Annotated in this window: 14 protein-coding genes and 3 tRNA genes; 8 read left to right on the top strand and 9 right to left on the bottom strand. The window is 43.2% G+C overall.

Annotation, left to right across the window (positions count from 1 at the left end; all coding sequences use genetic code 11):
* Positions 1-227 precede the first annotated feature (227 nt).
* The 3 genes from G1O98_RS00005 to G1O98_RS00015 all read left to right on the top strand — a co-directional run bounded on the left by G1O98_RS00005 (position 228) and on the right by G1O98_RS00015 (position 5,339).
* Positions 228-1,187 carry a ribonuclease Z gene (locus G1O98_RS00005; RefSeq protein ID WP_163926592.1) on the top strand — a complete coding sequence of 320 codons (960 nt, stop codon included), beginning with the start codon at positions 228-230 and terminating at the stop codon, positions 1,185-1,187.
* Positions 1,188-1,748: 561 nt separating this feature from the next.
* Positions 1,749-3,965 (top strand): polysaccharide biosynthesis tyrosine autokinase, encoded by a 2,217-nt coding sequence (locus G1O98_RS00010; protein WP_345940508.1) that lies wholly within the window; start codon positions 1,749-1,751, stop codon positions 3,963-3,965.
* Between the two features lie 228 nt (positions 3,966-4,193).
* The gene (locus G1O98_RS00015) at positions 4,194-5,339 is read left to right on the top strand and encodes a SpoIID/LytB domain-containing protein (RefSeq protein WP_163926593.1); all 1,146 of its coding nucleotides are present in this window, start codon (positions 4,194-4,196) and stop codon (positions 5,337-5,339) included.
* Between the two features lie 83 nt (positions 5,340-5,422).
* Here G1O98_RS00015 and G1O98_RS00020 read toward each other — a convergent pair whose 3' ends face one another.
* A complete protein-coding gene (locus G1O98_RS00020; RefSeq protein WP_163926594.1) occupies positions 5,423-6,721 on the bottom strand; it encodes a hypothetical protein in 1,299 nt (432 codons plus the stop codon).
* A gap of 216 nt (positions 6,722-6,937) precedes the next feature.
* Between G1O98_RS00020 and G1O98_RS00025 the strand changes: the two genes are divergently transcribed.
* On the top strand, positions 6,938-7,417 hold the full coding sequence (locus G1O98_RS00025; RefSeq protein WP_012411525.1) for a hypothetical protein: 480 nt from the start codon (positions 6,938-6,940) through the stop codon (positions 7,415-7,417).
* 90 nt (positions 7,418-7,507) lie between these two features.
* Here G1O98_RS00025 and G1O98_RS00030 read toward each other — a convergent pair.
* From G1O98_RS00030 to murA, 7 genes are all read right to left on the bottom strand, one after another.
* Positions 7,508-7,579 (bottom strand) — tRNA-Gln (locus G1O98_RS00030).
* 521 nt (positions 7,580-8,100) lie between these two features.
* The gene (locus tag G1O98_RS00035) at positions 8,101-8,898 is read right to left on the bottom strand and encodes a WecB/TagA/CpsF family glycosyltransferase (RefSeq protein WP_163926595.1); all 798 of its coding nucleotides are present in this window, start codon (positions 8,896-8,898) and stop codon (positions 8,101-8,103) included.
* A 350-nt stretch (positions 8,899-9,248) separates the two neighbouring features.
* Positions 9,249-9,518: a hypothetical protein gene (locus G1O98_RS00040; RefSeq protein WP_243458301.1), complete on the bottom strand. Its 270-nt coding sequence runs from the start codon at positions 9,516-9,518 to the stop codon at positions 9,249-9,251.
* A gap of 39 nt (positions 9,519-9,557) precedes the next feature.
* A tRNA-Leu gene (locus G1O98_RS00045) sits at positions 9,558-9,641 on the bottom strand.
* Between the two features lie 110 nt (positions 9,642-9,751).
* On the bottom strand, positions 9,752-10,873 hold the full coding sequence (locus G1O98_RS00050) for an alpha-hydroxy acid oxidase (protein WP_163926596.1): 1,122 nt from the start codon (positions 10,871-10,873) through the stop codon (positions 9,752-9,754).
* A gap of 115 nt (positions 10,874-10,988) precedes the next feature.
* Positions 10,989-11,867, bottom strand: a complete 879-nt coding sequence (locus tag G1O98_RS00055; RefSeq protein WP_163926597.1) for a M48 family metallopeptidase — start codon at positions 11,865-11,867, stop codon at positions 10,989-10,991.
* 581 nt (positions 11,868-12,448) lie between these two features.
* Positions 12,449-13,816, bottom strand: coding sequence for a UDP-N-acetylglucosamine 1-carboxyvinyltransferase (gene murA / locus G1O98_RS00060; RefSeq protein WP_114084512.1), 1,368 nt, complete (start codon positions 13,814-13,816; stop codon positions 12,449-12,451).
* A 410-nt stretch (positions 13,817-14,226) separates the two neighbouring features.
* Here murA and G1O98_RS00065 point away from each other — a divergent pair.
* A tRNA-Leu gene (locus tag G1O98_RS00065) sits at positions 14,227-14,308 on the top strand.
* Positions 14,309-14,387: 79 nt separating this feature from the next.
* Entirely contained in the window at positions 14,388-15,176 is a 789-nt protein-coding gene (locus tag G1O98_RS00070) for an RNA methyltransferase (protein ID WP_163926598.1), read from the top strand.
* Between the two features lie 24 nt (positions 15,177-15,200).
* On the opposite strand, the gene G1O98_RS41020 is transcribed toward G1O98_RS00070, so the two are convergent.
* On the bottom strand, positions 15,201-15,743 hold the full coding sequence (locus G1O98_RS41020; protein ID WP_345940509.1) for a hypothetical protein: 543 nt from the start codon (positions 15,741-15,743) through the stop codon (positions 15,201-15,203).
* Positions 15,744-15,796: 53 nt separating this feature from the next.
* On the opposite strand from G1O98_RS41020, the gene G1O98_RS00080 reads away from it, so the two are divergent.
* A complete protein-coding gene (locus tag G1O98_RS00080; protein WP_163926599.1) occupies positions 15,797-16,480 on the top strand; it encodes a glutathione S-transferase family protein in 684 nt (227 codons plus the stop codon).
* Positions 16,481-16,546: 66 nt separating this feature from the next.
* Positions 16,547-17,398 carry a CmcJ/NvfI family oxidoreductase gene (locus tag G1O98_RS00085; protein WP_163926600.1) on the top strand — a complete coding sequence of 284 codons (852 nt, stop codon included), beginning with the start codon at positions 16,547-16,549 and terminating at the stop codon, positions 17,396-17,398.
* Positions 17,399-17,442 lie beyond the last annotated feature (44 nt).

Consider the following 17,442-nt stretch of genomic DNA (forward strand, 5'->3'; position numbering starts at 1 on the left):
CCGAACTCAGAGGTGAAACGCTGTTGCGGCAACGATAGTTTAGGGGTCGCCCTACGCAAAAATAGCTCGGTGCCAGGAATAATACTTAACAAACAAAACCCGCTAGCTTATTCAATAGCTATCGGGTTTTTGGTTTTTCTGATTAAGGCTATCAAAAAATAAGTCAATAACCGTGTCACTATAGAAAATAGAGCTGCAATATTGAGCAATAGGAAGGCTAAAGCACTGTGCAGATAACATTCTTAGGGACGAGTTCCGGTGTACCCACACGATCGCGTAATGTTTCCAGTGTCGCCCTGAGATTACCCCAAAGGGCAGAACTGTGGTTATTCGATTGTGGTGAAGGCACCCAGCATCAAATTATGCGGAGTGAACTGAAAATCAGTCAACTCTCCCGAATTTTTATCACCCACATGCACGGCGACCACATCTTTGGCTTGATGGGACTTCTTGCTACTTGCGGCTTGGCTGGCAATGTGGAAAGAATTGATATTTATGGACCACCTGGATTAAATGATTATATTCAATCCGCCTCACGTTACTCCTACACACACTTTTCTTACCCAATTAAAGTTCACGCCATCCGTCCAGGGGTAATTTATGAAGACGATGACTTCACCGTTAGCTGCGGTAATTTGCATCACAGAATTACAGCTTTCGGCTACCGCGTAGCCGAAAAAGACCGGACAGGACGCTTTGATGTAGAAAAAGCCAAAGCGTTGGAAATTCCTTCTGGCCGTATTTACGGTCAACTCAAACGCGGTGAAACTGTTACTCTCGATGACGGCCGGGTGATTGATGGCACCCAATTATGCGGTCCTACAGAAATTGGCCGGAAAATTGCCTATTGCACAGACACAATTTATTGTGATGGTGCAGTGGAATTAGCTCATGATGCAGATGTATTAATTCACGAGGCAACCTTTGCCCATCAAGATGCAGATATGGCTTTTCAGCGCTTGCATTCCACAACCACAATGGCAGCGCAAACAGCTTTAGCTGCTGGGGCACATCGACTGATTATGAGTCATTTCAGCCCGCGTTATGCTCCTGGCAATACCTTGGAGTTGAAGGATCTCCTTAAAGAAGCCCGTGCTATTTTTCCCCGCACTGACATGGCTTATGATTTCATGATTCATGAAGTACCCAGACGGCGAGAAGTAGAGTTAAGCAAGGTAGGCATTTAATTTTAGGTTTTAGATTTTCTATTGAACCCTTCTAATTTACAATCTAAAATTAACCAGGCTCTATTTTGGAGTTTACTACTCCAAATCATAACGTCCAGCAAATAAACAGCAGTTTAATTTTATAAGTAAGTCAACTAGTTAACCAACAATTTATGGTTATCTAAGTGGAGAAAAAATCTCCAAAGAGTATGGGTTAAATATTTTTCTCAATGTTTTTTATACTACAAGTTATCAAAAGAACTTTAATTTCTATAGTATTGTTGTAAATTAGATGATTTTCTACTTCAATACTTAGACAAAATAATTAATTTTTGGTCAAGATTTTTATCCTATCAATAAAATATTTATTGAAAATTTATTATTCCAACACTGATTAAGAATTTATATGGATGAATTGATGAACATGAAAGCACGAGTTGGCATAATATTGTGCCAAGTGAGCTTGTCATTGTTGGAAGAATAATTAAGTGTGCTATTGCGGCTATAGGTGTAAAAAACATTTCAGATTTCTCATAAATCTTCCAAATAAATATATTGTTTCGATATTAGAGGAGTTTGATAGTGGCTAAGATTAGTCTGAATCAAGAGCAACAAATTACTACTACTTCAGCACAAGGCGCAGTTGACATCAGACAACTATCTACTATTTTGCTTCGCCGACGCTTTTTGATCTTGGGGGTTTCCTGTGTAGTTATGTCTGCTGCTAGCCTCTTAGCTGTTATTGCCAAACCTACTTACCAGAGCAGTATGCAGATACTGGTGAATTCCAATTTATCTCAAGGGGCACAGTCAAATAATATTCCAGTCGTGGCAGATACTCAGGTTACGAATTCTAATTATCAAGTTGTTGATTCCACTACTCAGATGAAACTTATGCTGAGCTCTAAGCTTCTCCAGAAAGCCGTAGATTTAGTTCATTCTGATTATCCTGATATTACCTTAGCGGATATCAATGGTCAAACAAAACAGAACAAAAAGGCACCTCTAGAAGTAACTCCAGAAGAGGGAGGTATAGGAGCTAATAAAGTTTTTAGTCAAGTATTTAAAGTTTCTTTCAATGATGAAGATCCAGTTAAAGCACAAAAATTACTGCAAGCTTTACAAAAAGTTTATCAAAATTACAATAAAGAACAACAAAAAGAACGCCTGAATCATGGGCTAGCTTTTGTAAATGCTCGCTTACCGGAGATCAAAAAAGAGGTAAGTAAAGCTGATAAAAATTTGGAACAATTTCGCAAAAAACATAAATTACTAGATCCCGAAGTTCAAAGTAAAATCTTGTTAGAATCTCTAGCCGATATTCAAAATCAGCTACAAACGACTCGTGCCAACCTTCAAGATGCAAACGCTCGCTATGATAACCTAGAGCAACAAATAGCGTCTTCATCCCAGCAGAATGAACTAATTTCTTCTCGTTTAAATCAGTCAAGCCGCTATCAAACATTATTGAGTGAAATTCAAAAGACCGAACTAGCATTGGCTAAAGAGCGACTGCGCTATACAGATGATTATCCATCGGTACAAAAGCTAAAGCAACAACGCCAGAGTCAATTGTCGCTATTACGACAAGAGGTAAAATCTATCACTAATAGCAGTAAGGGAGAACCGCTTTCAAAAGGGCAAATAATAGGGGTTGATCCAACGCTAATAGATGAGTTTATTCTGGTGCAGACAACTGTTTTAGGACTAACTGCCAATGAAAAAAATCTAGCTGAATCAGAACAGCGACTCCGTTCTGAACTAAACCAATACCCAAGCTTAATAGCAGAGTACAATCGTTTACTGCCAAAGGTAGAAACTAGTCATAAAACCCTTGAACAACTCCTTCAAGTACAACAGTCTTTAGGGCTAAAAATTGCTCAGGAAGGATATAATTGGCAAGTTTTAACAGAACCTGCTCTAGGAACTTATATGGGGAATAACAGATTATTCCTTTTGGTTGGAGGAACTCTGATTGGACCGATTTTAGGTATTTTAACAGCCTTGATTTTAGAAAAGTTTAATGACGCTATTTATTGTGCGGGAGATTTAAAGAAACTGACGAATCTACGTATACTGGGCTCAGTACCACAATTGCCGTCGCATAGTGCGAAAAAACGGTGGCTGGGACTGCCTTGGAAGGGGCGGCACAGATCAAATAACTCTGTAATAGAAGCTACTACTAGATTGCCCGTCCATGAGAACCTGGATATGATCTACCAAAATATTCAGATATTAAAATATCCCTTACCTTTCAAGTCGCTGATGTTTACTTCAGCGCTACCAGGGGAAGGGAAGACAACCTTGGTATTAGGGCTTGTAGCTAGCGCTACCCGGATGCACCGACGGGTATTAGTTATTGATGCTAATTTGCACAATCCTAGCTTGCATAAAATCCTGGGACTATCTAATGATTGGGGACTATCTTTGTTATTAGTTGATGAGACAACTACTCATTTTCAAGATTATATCCAGCCTATTCATCCTTCCATTGATATTTTGACTGCTGGACCGGAACCAGAAGACACGGTGAAGTTGCTCAGTTCTCAACGAATGAAAGAACTAATAGAGTTATTTGAGCAAAGTTACGACTTAGTACTGATAGATGCTCCACCTATTTTAGGTACGGTTGATGCCAGAATTGTGGCATCTTTTTGCAATGCTATTGTGATGGTGGAGCGCATGGGCAAAGTAACCCGAACTGAACTGACTCAAGCTACAGAAATTTTGAGTCAGTTGAATTTAATTGGAATTATCGCTAATGAAGTGAGTAATTCTCAAAAGGTATTGGCATCGTAGGCTGAAGAAGCATTGGGTATTGGAAATTGGGTATTGGAAATAGATAGAAAAGAGGAATTGTCTCACTACCTTCTGGCTTCTTCACCTGATTTCTAGCTGATAGCTAAAGCAAAATGCATAATTAGTAGGAGGTGGCAACCTCCTGCGTTGGAGAAGTGTCTCATCTTAAAGTAGTAGACGTGATAATCCAGAGCGTCAATTAGATACTAGTGTGATTAGATGGCCAGCATGAAATTCCAACTTTACTTAGGCTTTTTATTTTCCCAGATTAAAGTACGTCATTGGTGGGTGAGTGTCCTCTTATGGATTGCTTTGGTTGCCCCAGCCCAAGCGTCTGTAATTCTGCGCGTGGCAATTGAGAGGGGCGTTAATCAGGTAAAAGTGGGCAGTTCTACCACTGGGATCGTCAAGGATAGTACCGGACGCACTCTCGGACAGTTACCAGCGATGAGTGCATATTATGCCCAAGCCATTCCTGGCGGAGTTGCTTTAGATAAGTGGCAGTCTGGTTTATTTTGGATTGAGCCAACGGGTAAAGGATTTGTTTATATTGGCGATCGCTGGTATCGGGGTAGAACTCTGGTTGTCCCCACAGAAAAAGGCTTAACGGCTGTTAATTGGGTTGATGACCAAGAATATCTCTACAGCGTTCTTGGTGGCGAAATGGATGCTAGCTGGCCCCAAGAAGCTTTAAAAGCCCAAGCGATCGCAGCTCGCACCTACGCTCTCTACGAACGTGAAAAACAACGGAATAATCCAGTTTACGATTTAGGGAATACCCCAGATCGTTGGCAAATTTACAAAGGTGTCATCAGTGAAGCCCCCGCTACTTACGCCGCAGTGGATTCCACACTAGGGCAGGTATTAACTTACAAAAACCGGATTATTCTCTCAGTCTTCCATGCTTGTTCTGGGGGACACACCGAAAATGTAGAAGATGTTTGGGGAAATACCTTACCCTACCTGCGTGCTGTTCAAGACTACGATCAAAATATCCGCGAGTGTAATTGGGTGAAAACCTTCTCACCCAATGAAATTAGCGCCAAATTTCCTGAGATGGGCAGTGTGACGGCCATGATTCCAGAGACATACTCACCTTTTCGCAGTGTTAAAGTCTTGAAAATTGTTGGGAATAGGGGTACGAAGGTGCTACAGGGCGAGCAAGTGCGAACAGCCCTCAAGCTAAAAAGTACCCGCTTTACCGTTACTAAGGGAGCCGATGGTAGTTTTGTACTCCAAGGGCTTGGCTACGGTCATGCTTTAGGTATGAGTCAGTGGGGGGCGTACAATCTGGCTCGGCAAGGAGTAAACCACCTGCAAATTTTGGGACATTATTATCAAGGTGTAGCCCTAACACCAATTCAGGCGAAGTAATTTGGGCATTGGGCATTGGGCATTGGGGACTTGATTATTAATTCTTCTCCCTCTGCTCCCCTGCCCCTCTGCCCCTCTGCTTCCTATTCCTCACTCCCACGTTCCAAGCGCCGTTGCCATTCAGCATCAATTTGTGCAGAACGCTCAACTTCCTGGTCAAGTAAGTCAGTTTCGCTAGAGTACACTAAATCTTCCTTGCTAATGACTTTTTCTTGGGCAAATTGTTGAGCATAATCGATTTTTTGTTGCAAAGGTGCATCAGGGCTTGCCAATAGCCTCGATCGGGAAAGGCGATCGCGATTGCGATCGCCTATTTTGCGATTACGCCACCGAATCCAGAAGTAACGCAATAACGGTATGCCTAAGAAACCTGCTCCGTAAGCCAATAGCAGCCAATAAATTCCTTGCACAAAAGCTACTAGTCCACCTAATTGGGCAGCAACAGTGCCATCTCTCAACAAACTTCCTAGTACTAAAGCACCAACAAAATTTAGTGCCCCCAACCCCGCACTCAACATAATTTGCCCTGAGCTTGCGACACTAAAACGCCAAGGCAATTCCTCTAAGTAAGATGATATTGAATGACGGCGCTTTTTAACCGCACTCACCTGTAACTCTGGGAAGTAATAAACAATTTGACCTTCTGGACTTACCGCCGGTTGCCCATTAAATCGCGTCAGAACGGGCAGCATGTAATCTTCGTACTCTCTTGTATATCCCTCGCCGATATCATCCAAGTATGGGGCAATTTGTTCTGCTACCACTGCGCCACGATTGCTCCGAATCACCGTAGCAATTTCTTGCCAGCGACGTTCGTCTAAGTTGGCGTTAGGATTCCCATCACCAAACAAAAACGAAAAGACAGCTTCAAAGAAATTCAGATTGCTTTCTTCTCTGGTTTCACGTCGCCGTTCCTGGTAGTAGGTGTCATAATTTGGGCTAAGATACCAGAATAAATTTGGAAAATAAAAGAAACCCCCACCGCCGGAATTACTTCCCCGATTGTCGCCGTCGCGATCGGAATTGGCAGCAGTAATAATTAGGAAGATGGTAACAGTTATCAGGGCGATGGAAACAGTTAAGAAAATTCCAAAAGAAATCCGAATCAGGTAAAACAGAACACTCCAGATTTTTTTCCACCATTCCTGCAATCGTAGCCGGAAGTATTTATTACGCAAAATTGCTCGAAAGTTTTGTGGAAAAAGGAAAACTATATCACCTGAATCCGCTACCTGCAAATGTCCTCCAGCATCAGATGCCAGGGCTAACAAGCTTTGATTAGCTTCAGCGACGTTCAATCCTGCCTGGGTTGCCACATCACCAACGGTGACACGGTAGCCCAGTTTTTCGACAGCTTGCATGATGGTGGGATTGGGAGCCATTGCTCTCCCCTCCTGTTGAAACTTATTCCCGTTTTATTAAGTATAAAGTTTTATTTTGAGCGATTTAGCAGGGTTAAGAATGAAGAATGAAATTATGGAAATTACATCAATTTAGCAACCCAGAAGTGAAATAGATAAACCAACAAAAGACCTGACACACAACATGTTATAATTATTTCCCTCAGCTTGGTTAATCAGCAAATTTTCTGCTCAAATATGGTTCAATATACTCTCGCTCAAAGTCCAGAAATTATCCTTACTGTTTCTGGAAAAGATTCAGCCAAAGCCCGTGATAAAGCAATGGATCAGCTGATGGAACTGATGGATGCAGGTAAGCTACCCACGGAACTGGAAGAAGGATTTGGCCCTCAACAATTAATTGAGGTTAAAGAGTCAACTATTGACACTGCTAGCGGTGAGGATACTATTACACAAGCTGTCCAGGTTTTAAGTAACCTGGCCACACTCAAGCTGAAAGTTCAGGAGTCACGAGCTGAAGCGTTAGAAATTCGCAAAGCGGTTGATGTTCTTTTCACTGACGATTCGGTGACTGAAGAGGAAATTACTCGACTCAAGGAAGGTTTTAAAGTCCTGAAAAATTTTGCCCAAGCTAATGTACGTTATCAAGAAGCACGATCTAAAGCAGAACAGGCTCGGCAAACTCTAGACCAAGCTCTTAAATCGCCTGATAAGTAAGCTCTACAGAATCAGATAGATTGAGTCGAATTTTTAGCTAATTGCATAAAAACTCTAAAAGACAGGCTTAACAACCTGTCTTTAGATATACTGGGGCGCTAGGATTCGAACCTAGGGATGGCGGGACCAAAACCCGCTGCCTTACCACTTGGCTACGCCCCAACGACTTTACTCTAGTTAATATAGCAGTTAATCCTAGGTTTGTGTCAAGTACTTTAATGGTTTATTTCAGATAATGGATTTTTACGGCAGGACATTGATTGGTCGAAATCCTTACACTTAGACTTTTTCATGGCTTTGGGGTGAACCCTTGAATCGATACTTGGCTGTATCGTCGAACTCACTTTAAGAGCAAAGGAATTGCGATCGCGATTCCTTTTGCATCTAAAATCTGCTTCACTTGATTATGAACGGTTTATCATCTGTTCCTGCTTACAAGTGAGACACTATTTCTTCTTGTTAATGACTTGTTTGTAAATTGCCATCAACTGCTGATAATTAGCTTCAGGAGCATATTTAGCTAGAACCCTTTCCTGCTTCACAAGCATACGCACAAAGGAGAATTTTTAACTGTTTCATGCCCGACATTTCCTTGATGTCGCCAATATCGTTCCAACTATTCCTTCAGAAGCATCTAGATTATTTCTTCCCACGCCAGTCAATCTTGCCCTATTTCCTTTTCCTTAATCCCCAGTCTCGTGAAGAAAAACTGCTGCAATCCGACTTGATGATAGTAGTTGCTTGGTAGCCAGCCATATAAATAGTGGAATGGTCTTAGCATAGCGGCCGCAAAGTCGGCGTGGTTCTTGAATCCATCGATACAGCCATTCAAGTCCTAAGTCTCTAACTATGCGGGGTGCCCGCTTGTGAATTCCTGCATAAACTGGGAAAACTCCACCCAGTCCAATCATTACAGCTTGTATCTTACCTTTATGTTGAGCTATCCAATTTTCTTGCTTAGGACATCCTAGAGATACAAGGACGGCGCTAGCACCACTAGAATTAATCTTTCGAACCAAGGCTTCGTCTTCAGTTTCAGTCAGGGGACGAAAGGGTAGAGGTTCCATCGCCGCAATCTTCATTTGGGGAAATTCCTGCTCTAACCTTTTTCGCATCCTAGAAAGAATTTCTGTTTGGGAACCTAAAAAGAAAATACTGAGATTTTGTGTTTGAGTTCGCTGACACAATGCTAAAAAAATATCCATCCCTGCCACACGGTCTTGGTAAATAGCCCCCATTTTTCGCATCATCCATACAAGAGGCATACCATCAGGAGTAACTATATCTGCATTTCGTAATACTGTAGCAAACTGTGGATGCCAATGAGCTTCAATGAGCATGTGTACATTAGCTACGTATACAGTTTTACTCTCACGCTTACCCGCCCACTTCAGTATTGTTTGTATCTGCTCGTCAAAACGTAAAGCAGTAATAGGGAAATCAAGCACTTTTTTAGTAGGTAGAAGCACTCTTGCCACCATCAATAACTCCTATGTCCAAGAAAAAAATCCATAGATTGCTTAGACCATTCCGAATATTGAATAATTCGGATTGGATGACTCCTGACTTTTTATAGGCTTGTGTCATCGTTGGAAGTTAACACATGGAGGTGCAATTGCTTTTTTAGTATGCTTTTAGCTTAATCGGTAATATTATAAGTATTTGGTATTGTGTCCTAGCTTACTGTTTTAAGATAGGGGTTTTAGATGCTGCTTGACAAAATTCATACTTTCTTCATAATTAATTTTTGATTGGTTCATGCAAGCATTACAATTACGATAAATTCCTAGTAGAAACTTTATTACTAGGTAGTATTTTTTACGTAATTAGTTTACATAGAAAAACGAAATACCAGACACTCAGTCTGCCGATTTTGATATGTAATTATATGCTTAAAAGATAAAAGCCCAAAAAATAAGGGGAAGATAAGTTTATCTTCCCCTGTTCGATTATTTTTGTTATTGTCTGGCTTGTTAGCTTCTTTGAGTTTTTGACGTAACATTTGGCGTTGCTTTTTGAGTTGCCGCTTCCTCGCAGAGCCGCCTCTACCTTTGTCATTCCTACCTTCTTTACGGGGAGATTCCCATCTTTTCAGGCGCATGAGTTTTCAACCTCTCTATTCTATTTACTTATTTAGTAGTGGGCAGGAGGAGAATCGAACTCCTATGACCGCAAGGTCGCCACATTTTGAGTGTGGTGCGTCTACCAATTTCGCCACCCGCCCTTATATCCAACTTAACTATTCTACTATATATGAGCGATTTTGTAACAGGTTTGAAAATTAATTATGAAAGTTTTTCTGGAATTAATGATGTCTAAACTATTATCTAAGGCTTAAAAGCGTGGCAAGGTCAATAAACTAGGGTTAATATCCTGTAGGTTTGCACAGCCACTAAGTGCCATCCCCACATTTAGCTCATCTTGTAGCAGTGAGATAACATGAGATACACCAACTTGTCCTGCGACTGCTAGTCCCCACAAAATAGGTCGTCCAATCAGTACCGCTTTTGCTCCTAATGCCAGAGCTTTGAGAATGTCTGTGCCCCTACGAATGCCTCCATCCAGCAGCACTTCTATTTTACCATCCACTGCTGCTACTATTTCAACTAGGGCTTCTATTGAAGCGATCGCACCATCGAGTTGTCTGCCACCATGATTGGAAACAACAATTGCTTTTGCCCCATATTCTACAGCCCGCACAGCATCATCTCCCCGTAAAACTCCTTTGATGACTAAAGGTAATGGAGATAAGGATTGCAACCATGCCAAATCGTCCCAAGTTACTGCTGGATTTAGCTGTTGGGCAAAATAGGTAAATAATCCAGATTCACCTTTTTCGTGGGAAATATCTAGTCCTGAGATGGTGGCCAGATTAGCCAGATGTAAGTCTGTGGGTAAGGCGAACTCGTTACGTTTATCTCTTTCGCGTTGTCCGAGAACAGGTGCATCTACAGTCAGACAAAGTGCTTTATAGCCTGCTTTATAAGCTTTTTCTACTAAAGCACGAGTTAATCCCCGGTCTTTATGGATATAAAGCTGGAACCATCGCAGAGAATCTGGAAATTTATCAGATGCAGTCGCTACTTCTTCAATGCTCTTGGTGGCCATTGTACTTAATACCATCCCCACACCAGCTGATGCGGCAGCTAGAGCCGTAGCCACTTCTCCATCTGGATGGGCTAGACATTGAAAAGCCATTGGCGCAATTAACAAAGGTAGTTTCAGGGGTTGTCCTAAAATAGAGGTAGTTAAATTGCGATCGCTAACATTGACTAATATCCGAGGTCTTAACTTGACTCGCTCAAAGGCAGCACAATTATCTCGTAATGTGATTTCGTCCCAAGCACCACTGCTGTAGTAATCAAGGGTCATTTGAGACAGATGCTCTTTTGCTAGCTTTTCGTACTCAAAGAGATTTATGGGTTGAAAGGGATGGTCGTTGGATACAACTGTCATGGTAGCGGCTGTGGGTTAACCAATAGGATGTTTTTAATCCGATTGTCTGATTAAACGATTTTTTTAGTAACTGAGTTCTTTTAAAGGAACTCACAGTGCGATCGCATTAGTAACTCTACCAGTTTCGCCAGCCGCCTTTGGATGCAACTTCATTACTTGTAGATTTCAATCCATGACTTTGAATTAAAGATTGGTATTCTGTGCTGCTTGCCCAACGGTCAATTTCTCGCGCCCGCAACACTGGCACTGGATGGGTTAATTGGGCTGTGCGGGCGGTTTTGACCATTTCGCCTAATTCGGTCTTGCTAATGTCATCATAAGCGCGGGCTTGGGCAACAAAAGCATCGAGATTCAGTTGTGGCGCTAAAATTGGGGAACCACCCGCCAGCTTCATTAACACTGACATGACAACTTTGGGATCTTGGGTTGCTAGTAACGCGGCGCGATCGCAGGTAAACTCAGCACAGCGTACCCATTCTAAAAGTTGTGCCTGTATCGCTTGAGCAACAAAGGTTCCGACATTGGGCACAATTGCCGCAGCTAATATTAGTAAATTTACTGGGGTCAAGTAAACGCTATGGTCACACTTGAGATGCCCCAACTCGTGGGCAATTACTGCCTGTATTTCCTCTGGTGTGAGGATATCAATTAGGGATGTATGTATCACCACAAAGGGCTGCTTACCGCGCACAGCAAAAGTATAGGCGTTGGGAGCCGGATGTTGCCGGACGTATAACTGGGGAGGCTCGATATCCAGAATTTCACAAGCATCTAACAACAGCTTGTATAAATCAGGTAGTTGTTTTTCACCCACCAGAATGCTGGAAGCAATATTTTCTACATAGAAAACCTGCTCTGCCATTGGCCCAAGCCAATTTCGCACCAACATATCTATGCCTGGTATTTGCTTGAGCGTTTTAGTAGCTTCCAGGTCTAATGGATGACGAAATGAGTCAGCTTTTAAACCAATCAGAGGGGTTTTGAAGAAAGACATAGTACAGCAAGCTATAAAAAACACAACTATGGAATCTGGCTGTTCATTTAAACCAGTCACCTACAGTTAGTATAACGATGTGAACTACCCCACCGCTTATGCGGATGGGGCTTCCCAATTCAACGGGAACTGCCTCCAAAACTGCGTAGTTCTATTGGTCTTACATTCCCTCCAAGGGCAGGAGTCCTGGTTCCCAAGACCCATACTTTTCCTTGCAACATATACCTATTAGCTTGGTTTTCGCTTATGGCATTGATGGTCAAGATATCTCTATTCTAATGGAAGAGAGTTCTTTTCCTCATCCACTCCATGACGGTTGATATCTCCTCATATCAATTTGTTCAGGGGTAGAATCGTCACCTCACTCGCAATCTATGCCCACCGTAAGACGGATGGGGAATTCCGCGAAATTTGTTAACCAGGGTGGGCAGGGAAAGCAGGGGGGAGAAAATTTTAGCTTGCTTGTCTCCCTCAGTCTCAACGAAGAGGCAGGGGGGAGGGAGCATGGGGAGAACTTGCAACAAGTCTTTCCCTTTGTCCCCCGCCCCCTGCGGCAATTCCTCTTATTCAACCTATCAATTTCAACTTGAAAGGCTACTGATGCTGGGAGCGATTTCGGCATCTGCTGATGTTTCGCCCACACGAAGGATTTTAGCTCCCAATTGCTGCAACTTCATATCGAGCCGATCATAGCCGCGATCAAGGTGCTGTAATCCTTGAATGGTCGTTTTTCCTTCTGCTGCCAGTCCTGCGATGACTAACGCTGCTGATGCTCGTAGGTCTGTGCCTAATACTGGTGCGCCAGACAATTTTGGCACTCCCCGAACGAAAGCAGCGTTGCCTTTAACACGAATGTCTGCCCCCAAGCGATTCAACTCTGAGGCATGACGCAAGCGATTTTCAAAGACGGATTCGTTAATCACGCTGTCGCCTTCGGCCAATGTCAGCAAAGACATGAACGGCGCTTGCATATCTGTAGGGAAACCCGGATGGTATTGAGTTTCAATATCCGTTGCCTTGAGAGTTTCTGCCGGCAGAATGCGTAAGTGTTCAGGCTTGTCCTCAATTATCGTCACCCCAATATCCCGCAGCTTGGCAATCACTGGTATGAGATGTTCTGGAGCCACTGGCGAGAGAAGAAGTTCGGAACGGGTAATTGCTGCTGCCAGCAAAAACGTTCCGGCCTCAATGCGATCGGGAATGATACTGTAGTCAACAGAATGCAATTTGGGCACTCCTTCAACAATAATCCTGCTAGTACCCGCCCCCTTAATCTTGGCTCCCATCGCGTTACAGAAGTTAGCTAAATCAACTACTTCCGGTTCTCTGGCAGCATTTTCGATGATGGTTTCGCCCTCTGCCAGGGTAGCCGCCATCATCAAGTTTTCCGTCGCTCCAACGCTGGCGATATCTAAGTAAATCTTCGCACCTTTTAATCTCCGGCTGCTGCCAGGGACGTAGGCATTACAAATGCCATGCTCAATCTGCACCTCAGCCCCCATTGCTTGCAGTCCTCGCACATGCAAGTCAACTGGTCTTGCCCCAATAGCACAACCGCCTGGTAAAGGCATCTGTGCTACTCCCAATCTTGCAAGAATGGCACCAATGGCAAAAAAACTTGCTCTTAGCTGGGTAACTAGTTCGTAGGGAGCTTTTGATGTTTTAATTTCGCTGGCGTTGATGTCTAAAATATCGCCTTGCCGCGTTAAGCTTACACCCAAAGCTGATAACACCTGACCCATCCGGTCTACGTCCGCCAATAAGGGGACATTGCGGATACGACAATCGCCCGGACACAGCAAGGCTCCAGCCATGATTACCAGTGCTGCATTTTTTGCCCCGCTAATTTTCACATGACCTCGCAAAGGATGCCCACCCCAAATTTGCAAGACTGAGGAGTCTGCTTCTGGAGCAATTTTGGCATCTGGTAAGCTGGTAGAAGGATTGATAAGCCTACCTCCAAAAGTAATACGTATTTTATATGTTTGAAGTTGGTTTTGATTCTACAGTAAAGATTCAAATTGTCCACATTTTAGAACAGCATATTGCATAAAAAAATTGTTTTTTGGTGAAAAATAATGGCTCAAAGCAAGCAATAGCAAGTATTTTGAGCTTTTAAAAAATTTAATAAAAAAGAATGAATAAGTAGTAGTTTTAAGCAAAAATAAATACTCAGTAAAATGACTTAAGTATTCTCTAAAAATCAATGCTCTACTGTTCAGTTAATATTTGGATTCGACCTAATCCCTTGAAAAATTCGTTTCCAGTCTGAGCCTTTTAAAGAAGAGATTTATGTTTTCACTTGACAAAGGTAAAACATAACGCAATAATAGGAAATTGTCGATAAAGACAAGTGCCAGCGGAACTGGCGGAATTGGCAGACGCGCTAGATTCAGGTTCTAGTGCCGCAAGGCTTCCGGGTTCAAGTCCCGGGTTCCGCATAACCAGTGCTGAGTGCCGAGTAGTGAGTGCTGAGAAGGAAAAACTCAGCACTCACTACTCAGCACTCACTACTAAAAAATGTTGACCAGTTTACAAAATTCCTTAGTTAAGCAAATTCGCAAACTCCACTCCACCAAGGAGCGGCACAAGCAGCAGTTATTTTTACTGGAAGGGACGCACCTGTTGGAAGAGGCTTGTGCGGTAAATTACCCACTAGAAACAGTGTGTTGTACTCCAGATTGGCAAGCAGCGCACTCATCACTCTGGGAAGAGGCTTGTAGTAAAAGCGATCGCGCCGAGATTGTCAGCGAAGAAGTATTAAATGCGATCGCTACTACAGTCCAACCGGATGGTGTGGTAGCAACGGCAAAACGAAGGGATAGCCAAACTCAACTACCATTGACTGGTTTAGTTTTAGCTTTAGAAACAGTACAAGATCCAGGAAACCTGGGTACGATGATTCGCACTGCGGCGGCGGTGGGAGCATCAGGTTTGTGGGTAAGTGAAGATAGTGTAGATTTAGACAGCCCAAAAGTTCTCCGGGCTTCAGCAGGGCAATGGTTTCGCCTAGCAATGTCCGTAACCGAAGATTTAAAAGCTACAGTTAAACAAAGTCAGCAAGCAGGAATGCAGGTAGTGGCAACCTTGCCCAGTGCGACTTTAACTTATTGGGATGTGGACTGGCGCAAACCCAGTCTGATTTTATTGGGAAATGAGGGGGCTGGATTGTCGGCAGATTTAGCAGCGATCGCAGATCAACAAGTCAGAATTCCTTTGAGTCCTGGGGTAGAATCTTTGAATGTAGCGATCGCAGCTGCTTTAATGTTGTACGAAGCTCGGCGGCAAATGAGTCAGAGACGCGATTAATCGCCTCTGTACAGGAATTAAAACTCATAACTTTTCTTGAGTTTTTGTCTTTTCTTCAAGATATTGTTCAATATCAGCAACTGCGTCCTCAAGGGCCGCTAAATCAATAGCGATCAAATCTTGATCGACTTCGACTTCACTGAGATTAGTAGTATGCAGTTGCGGGAGTTGTGGAATTTCTTCTTCCTCAGTTGAAATTTCTTGTAAGATATCCTCCAACTGATCGAGGGATTGCTGAAACACTTGATCGGCGACGCGGCGCTGTTGTGGCTGAATTGGCTCCATAATATTGACTTGAAAATCCTGATTTACTGACCTAATTGTGATTGCAGTTTCTACAGATTTAAATTTTGCACTTATAACATCATAGTTGTGTGCTGTATCAACTTTAGCAGTGGTTATCAATAATATCGATACTTGGCTTTGGTCACTTTTGCCAAGTCGTCTCCAATTGTTAGTACTTGTATTTTTGTAAAGACTGTGGATAATCCCAGAAATTTGTACTTTAATTCGACCGATAAACCGTAGTATAATATTCAGTATGCGATTGCACTCTTGCGTCCCCAATAGTTGGTATTTAGTAGTACTGCGCGTCTACGCATTTACAAGGAAAGTATTTTATGAGCAACATACAACTTTACTTTGCCAAAGCCTCCACCTTTTCCCAAAGAACCCGTGTGGTTTTACTAGAAAAAGGAATTGACTTTAGCAGCACTGAAATTGACTTACAAAACAAACCAGATGGCTATACACAGATTTCGCGCTACGGCAAAGTCCCTGCGATCAAACATGGGGATATCGAAATTTATGAGTCTGCCATCATCAACGAATATCTTGATGAAGTCTTTCCAGAACCACCTTTATTACCCCGCGATCCAGGAGCTAAAGCGATCGCTCGGATCTGGATCGATTATGCCAACACTCGCTTTGTACCCGCCTTTAACAAATTTCTCCGTGGTAAAGATGCTCAAGAACAGGGACAAGGACAAAGAGAGTTTTTGGAAGCGTTATTGTACATTGAGCAAGAAGGACTAGGTAAGCTTTCTGGTAATGGCCCTTACTGGTTAGGGGAGCAATTGAGTTTAATTGATATTAGCTTCTATCCTTGGTTTGAACGCTTGCCTCTCCTAGAACACTTCCGCAATTTCACTTTACCAACAGAAACCCCTCGCTTGCAGAAATGGTGGAATACCCTGCACAATCGCGAGTCAATTCGGGCTGTGGAAAATCCTACAAGCTTCTATTTAGAAAGATTTGCCAAGATTCTTGGTGCGCCCACTCCCGTTGCTTCTGCTCAAAAATAGTTAATAGGTTACAGTCCCCTATCCGCCATCACTAAAACATTGTTGAATTCACTGGGAGATTAACCCATGAGCTTAAACAGTCAATTATTCAAAGATATACCGCACGTTGAGGGAGAACTCCATTACCTCACCCCGACAGCAGAAAAACCTGTTAACTACACCTACGAACCACCGCCAGGTATTCCACAGCGAAGTGGGAAGTATGAGGTACATACACTCCCAATCTACGATGCTCGGACGATCGCAGAAAATGTGTCCTTAGATCAGCAGGGATTCGCCTTGGTCGAACAGCACAGCACTGTTAAAGACTTTTACGATCGCGATGAGGTGCGCCGTGTTTACTACCCTGAAGCCGAGGAATTTCTCAAGGATTTGACAGGTGCCCAAAGGGTGATAGTGTTCGATCACAACCTGCGTAATGCCGAACGAGCGAAGCAGGGCGAACAAGGCATAAAGACACCAGTCAGGGGCGTACACAACGACTTCACCGCCAAGTCTGGTTATAGTCGCGCCCGTACCGTGTTGGAAGCAATCGGTACTGAACATCCTGATGAGCTTCTGCGGCACAGATTTAGTGTAGTTAACCTCTGGCGACCGATCGCAGGACCAGTTCAAGAGTCTCCATTAGCGGTGTGTGATGCCCAAAGTATCGCACCGAATGATCTCGTGGCTACCGATCTTGTATATCGCGATCGCGTTGGCGAAACCTACGCAGTCACGTACAATCCAAAACATCGGTGGTTCTACTTTCCACAAATGCAACGGGACGAAGCGCTACTTATCAAGTGTTTTGACTCAGAGGAAGAAGGTTTGGCGCGGTTCGCCGCCCACACCGCATTCGACGATCCAACAAGCCAGCCAGATGCCCCACCACGTGAGAGTATCGAGTTGCGGACGTTGGTTTTTTATGCCGCATAAGGAGCAGGGGAGCAGGGAGCAAGGGGAAAATTCCTCTCCTCTGC

The organism is Nostoc sp. UIC 10630 (genome assembly GCF_010747425.1).
Taxonomy (GTDB): Bacteria; Cyanobacteriota; Cyanobacteriia; order Cyanobacteriales; family Nostocaceae; genus Nostoc.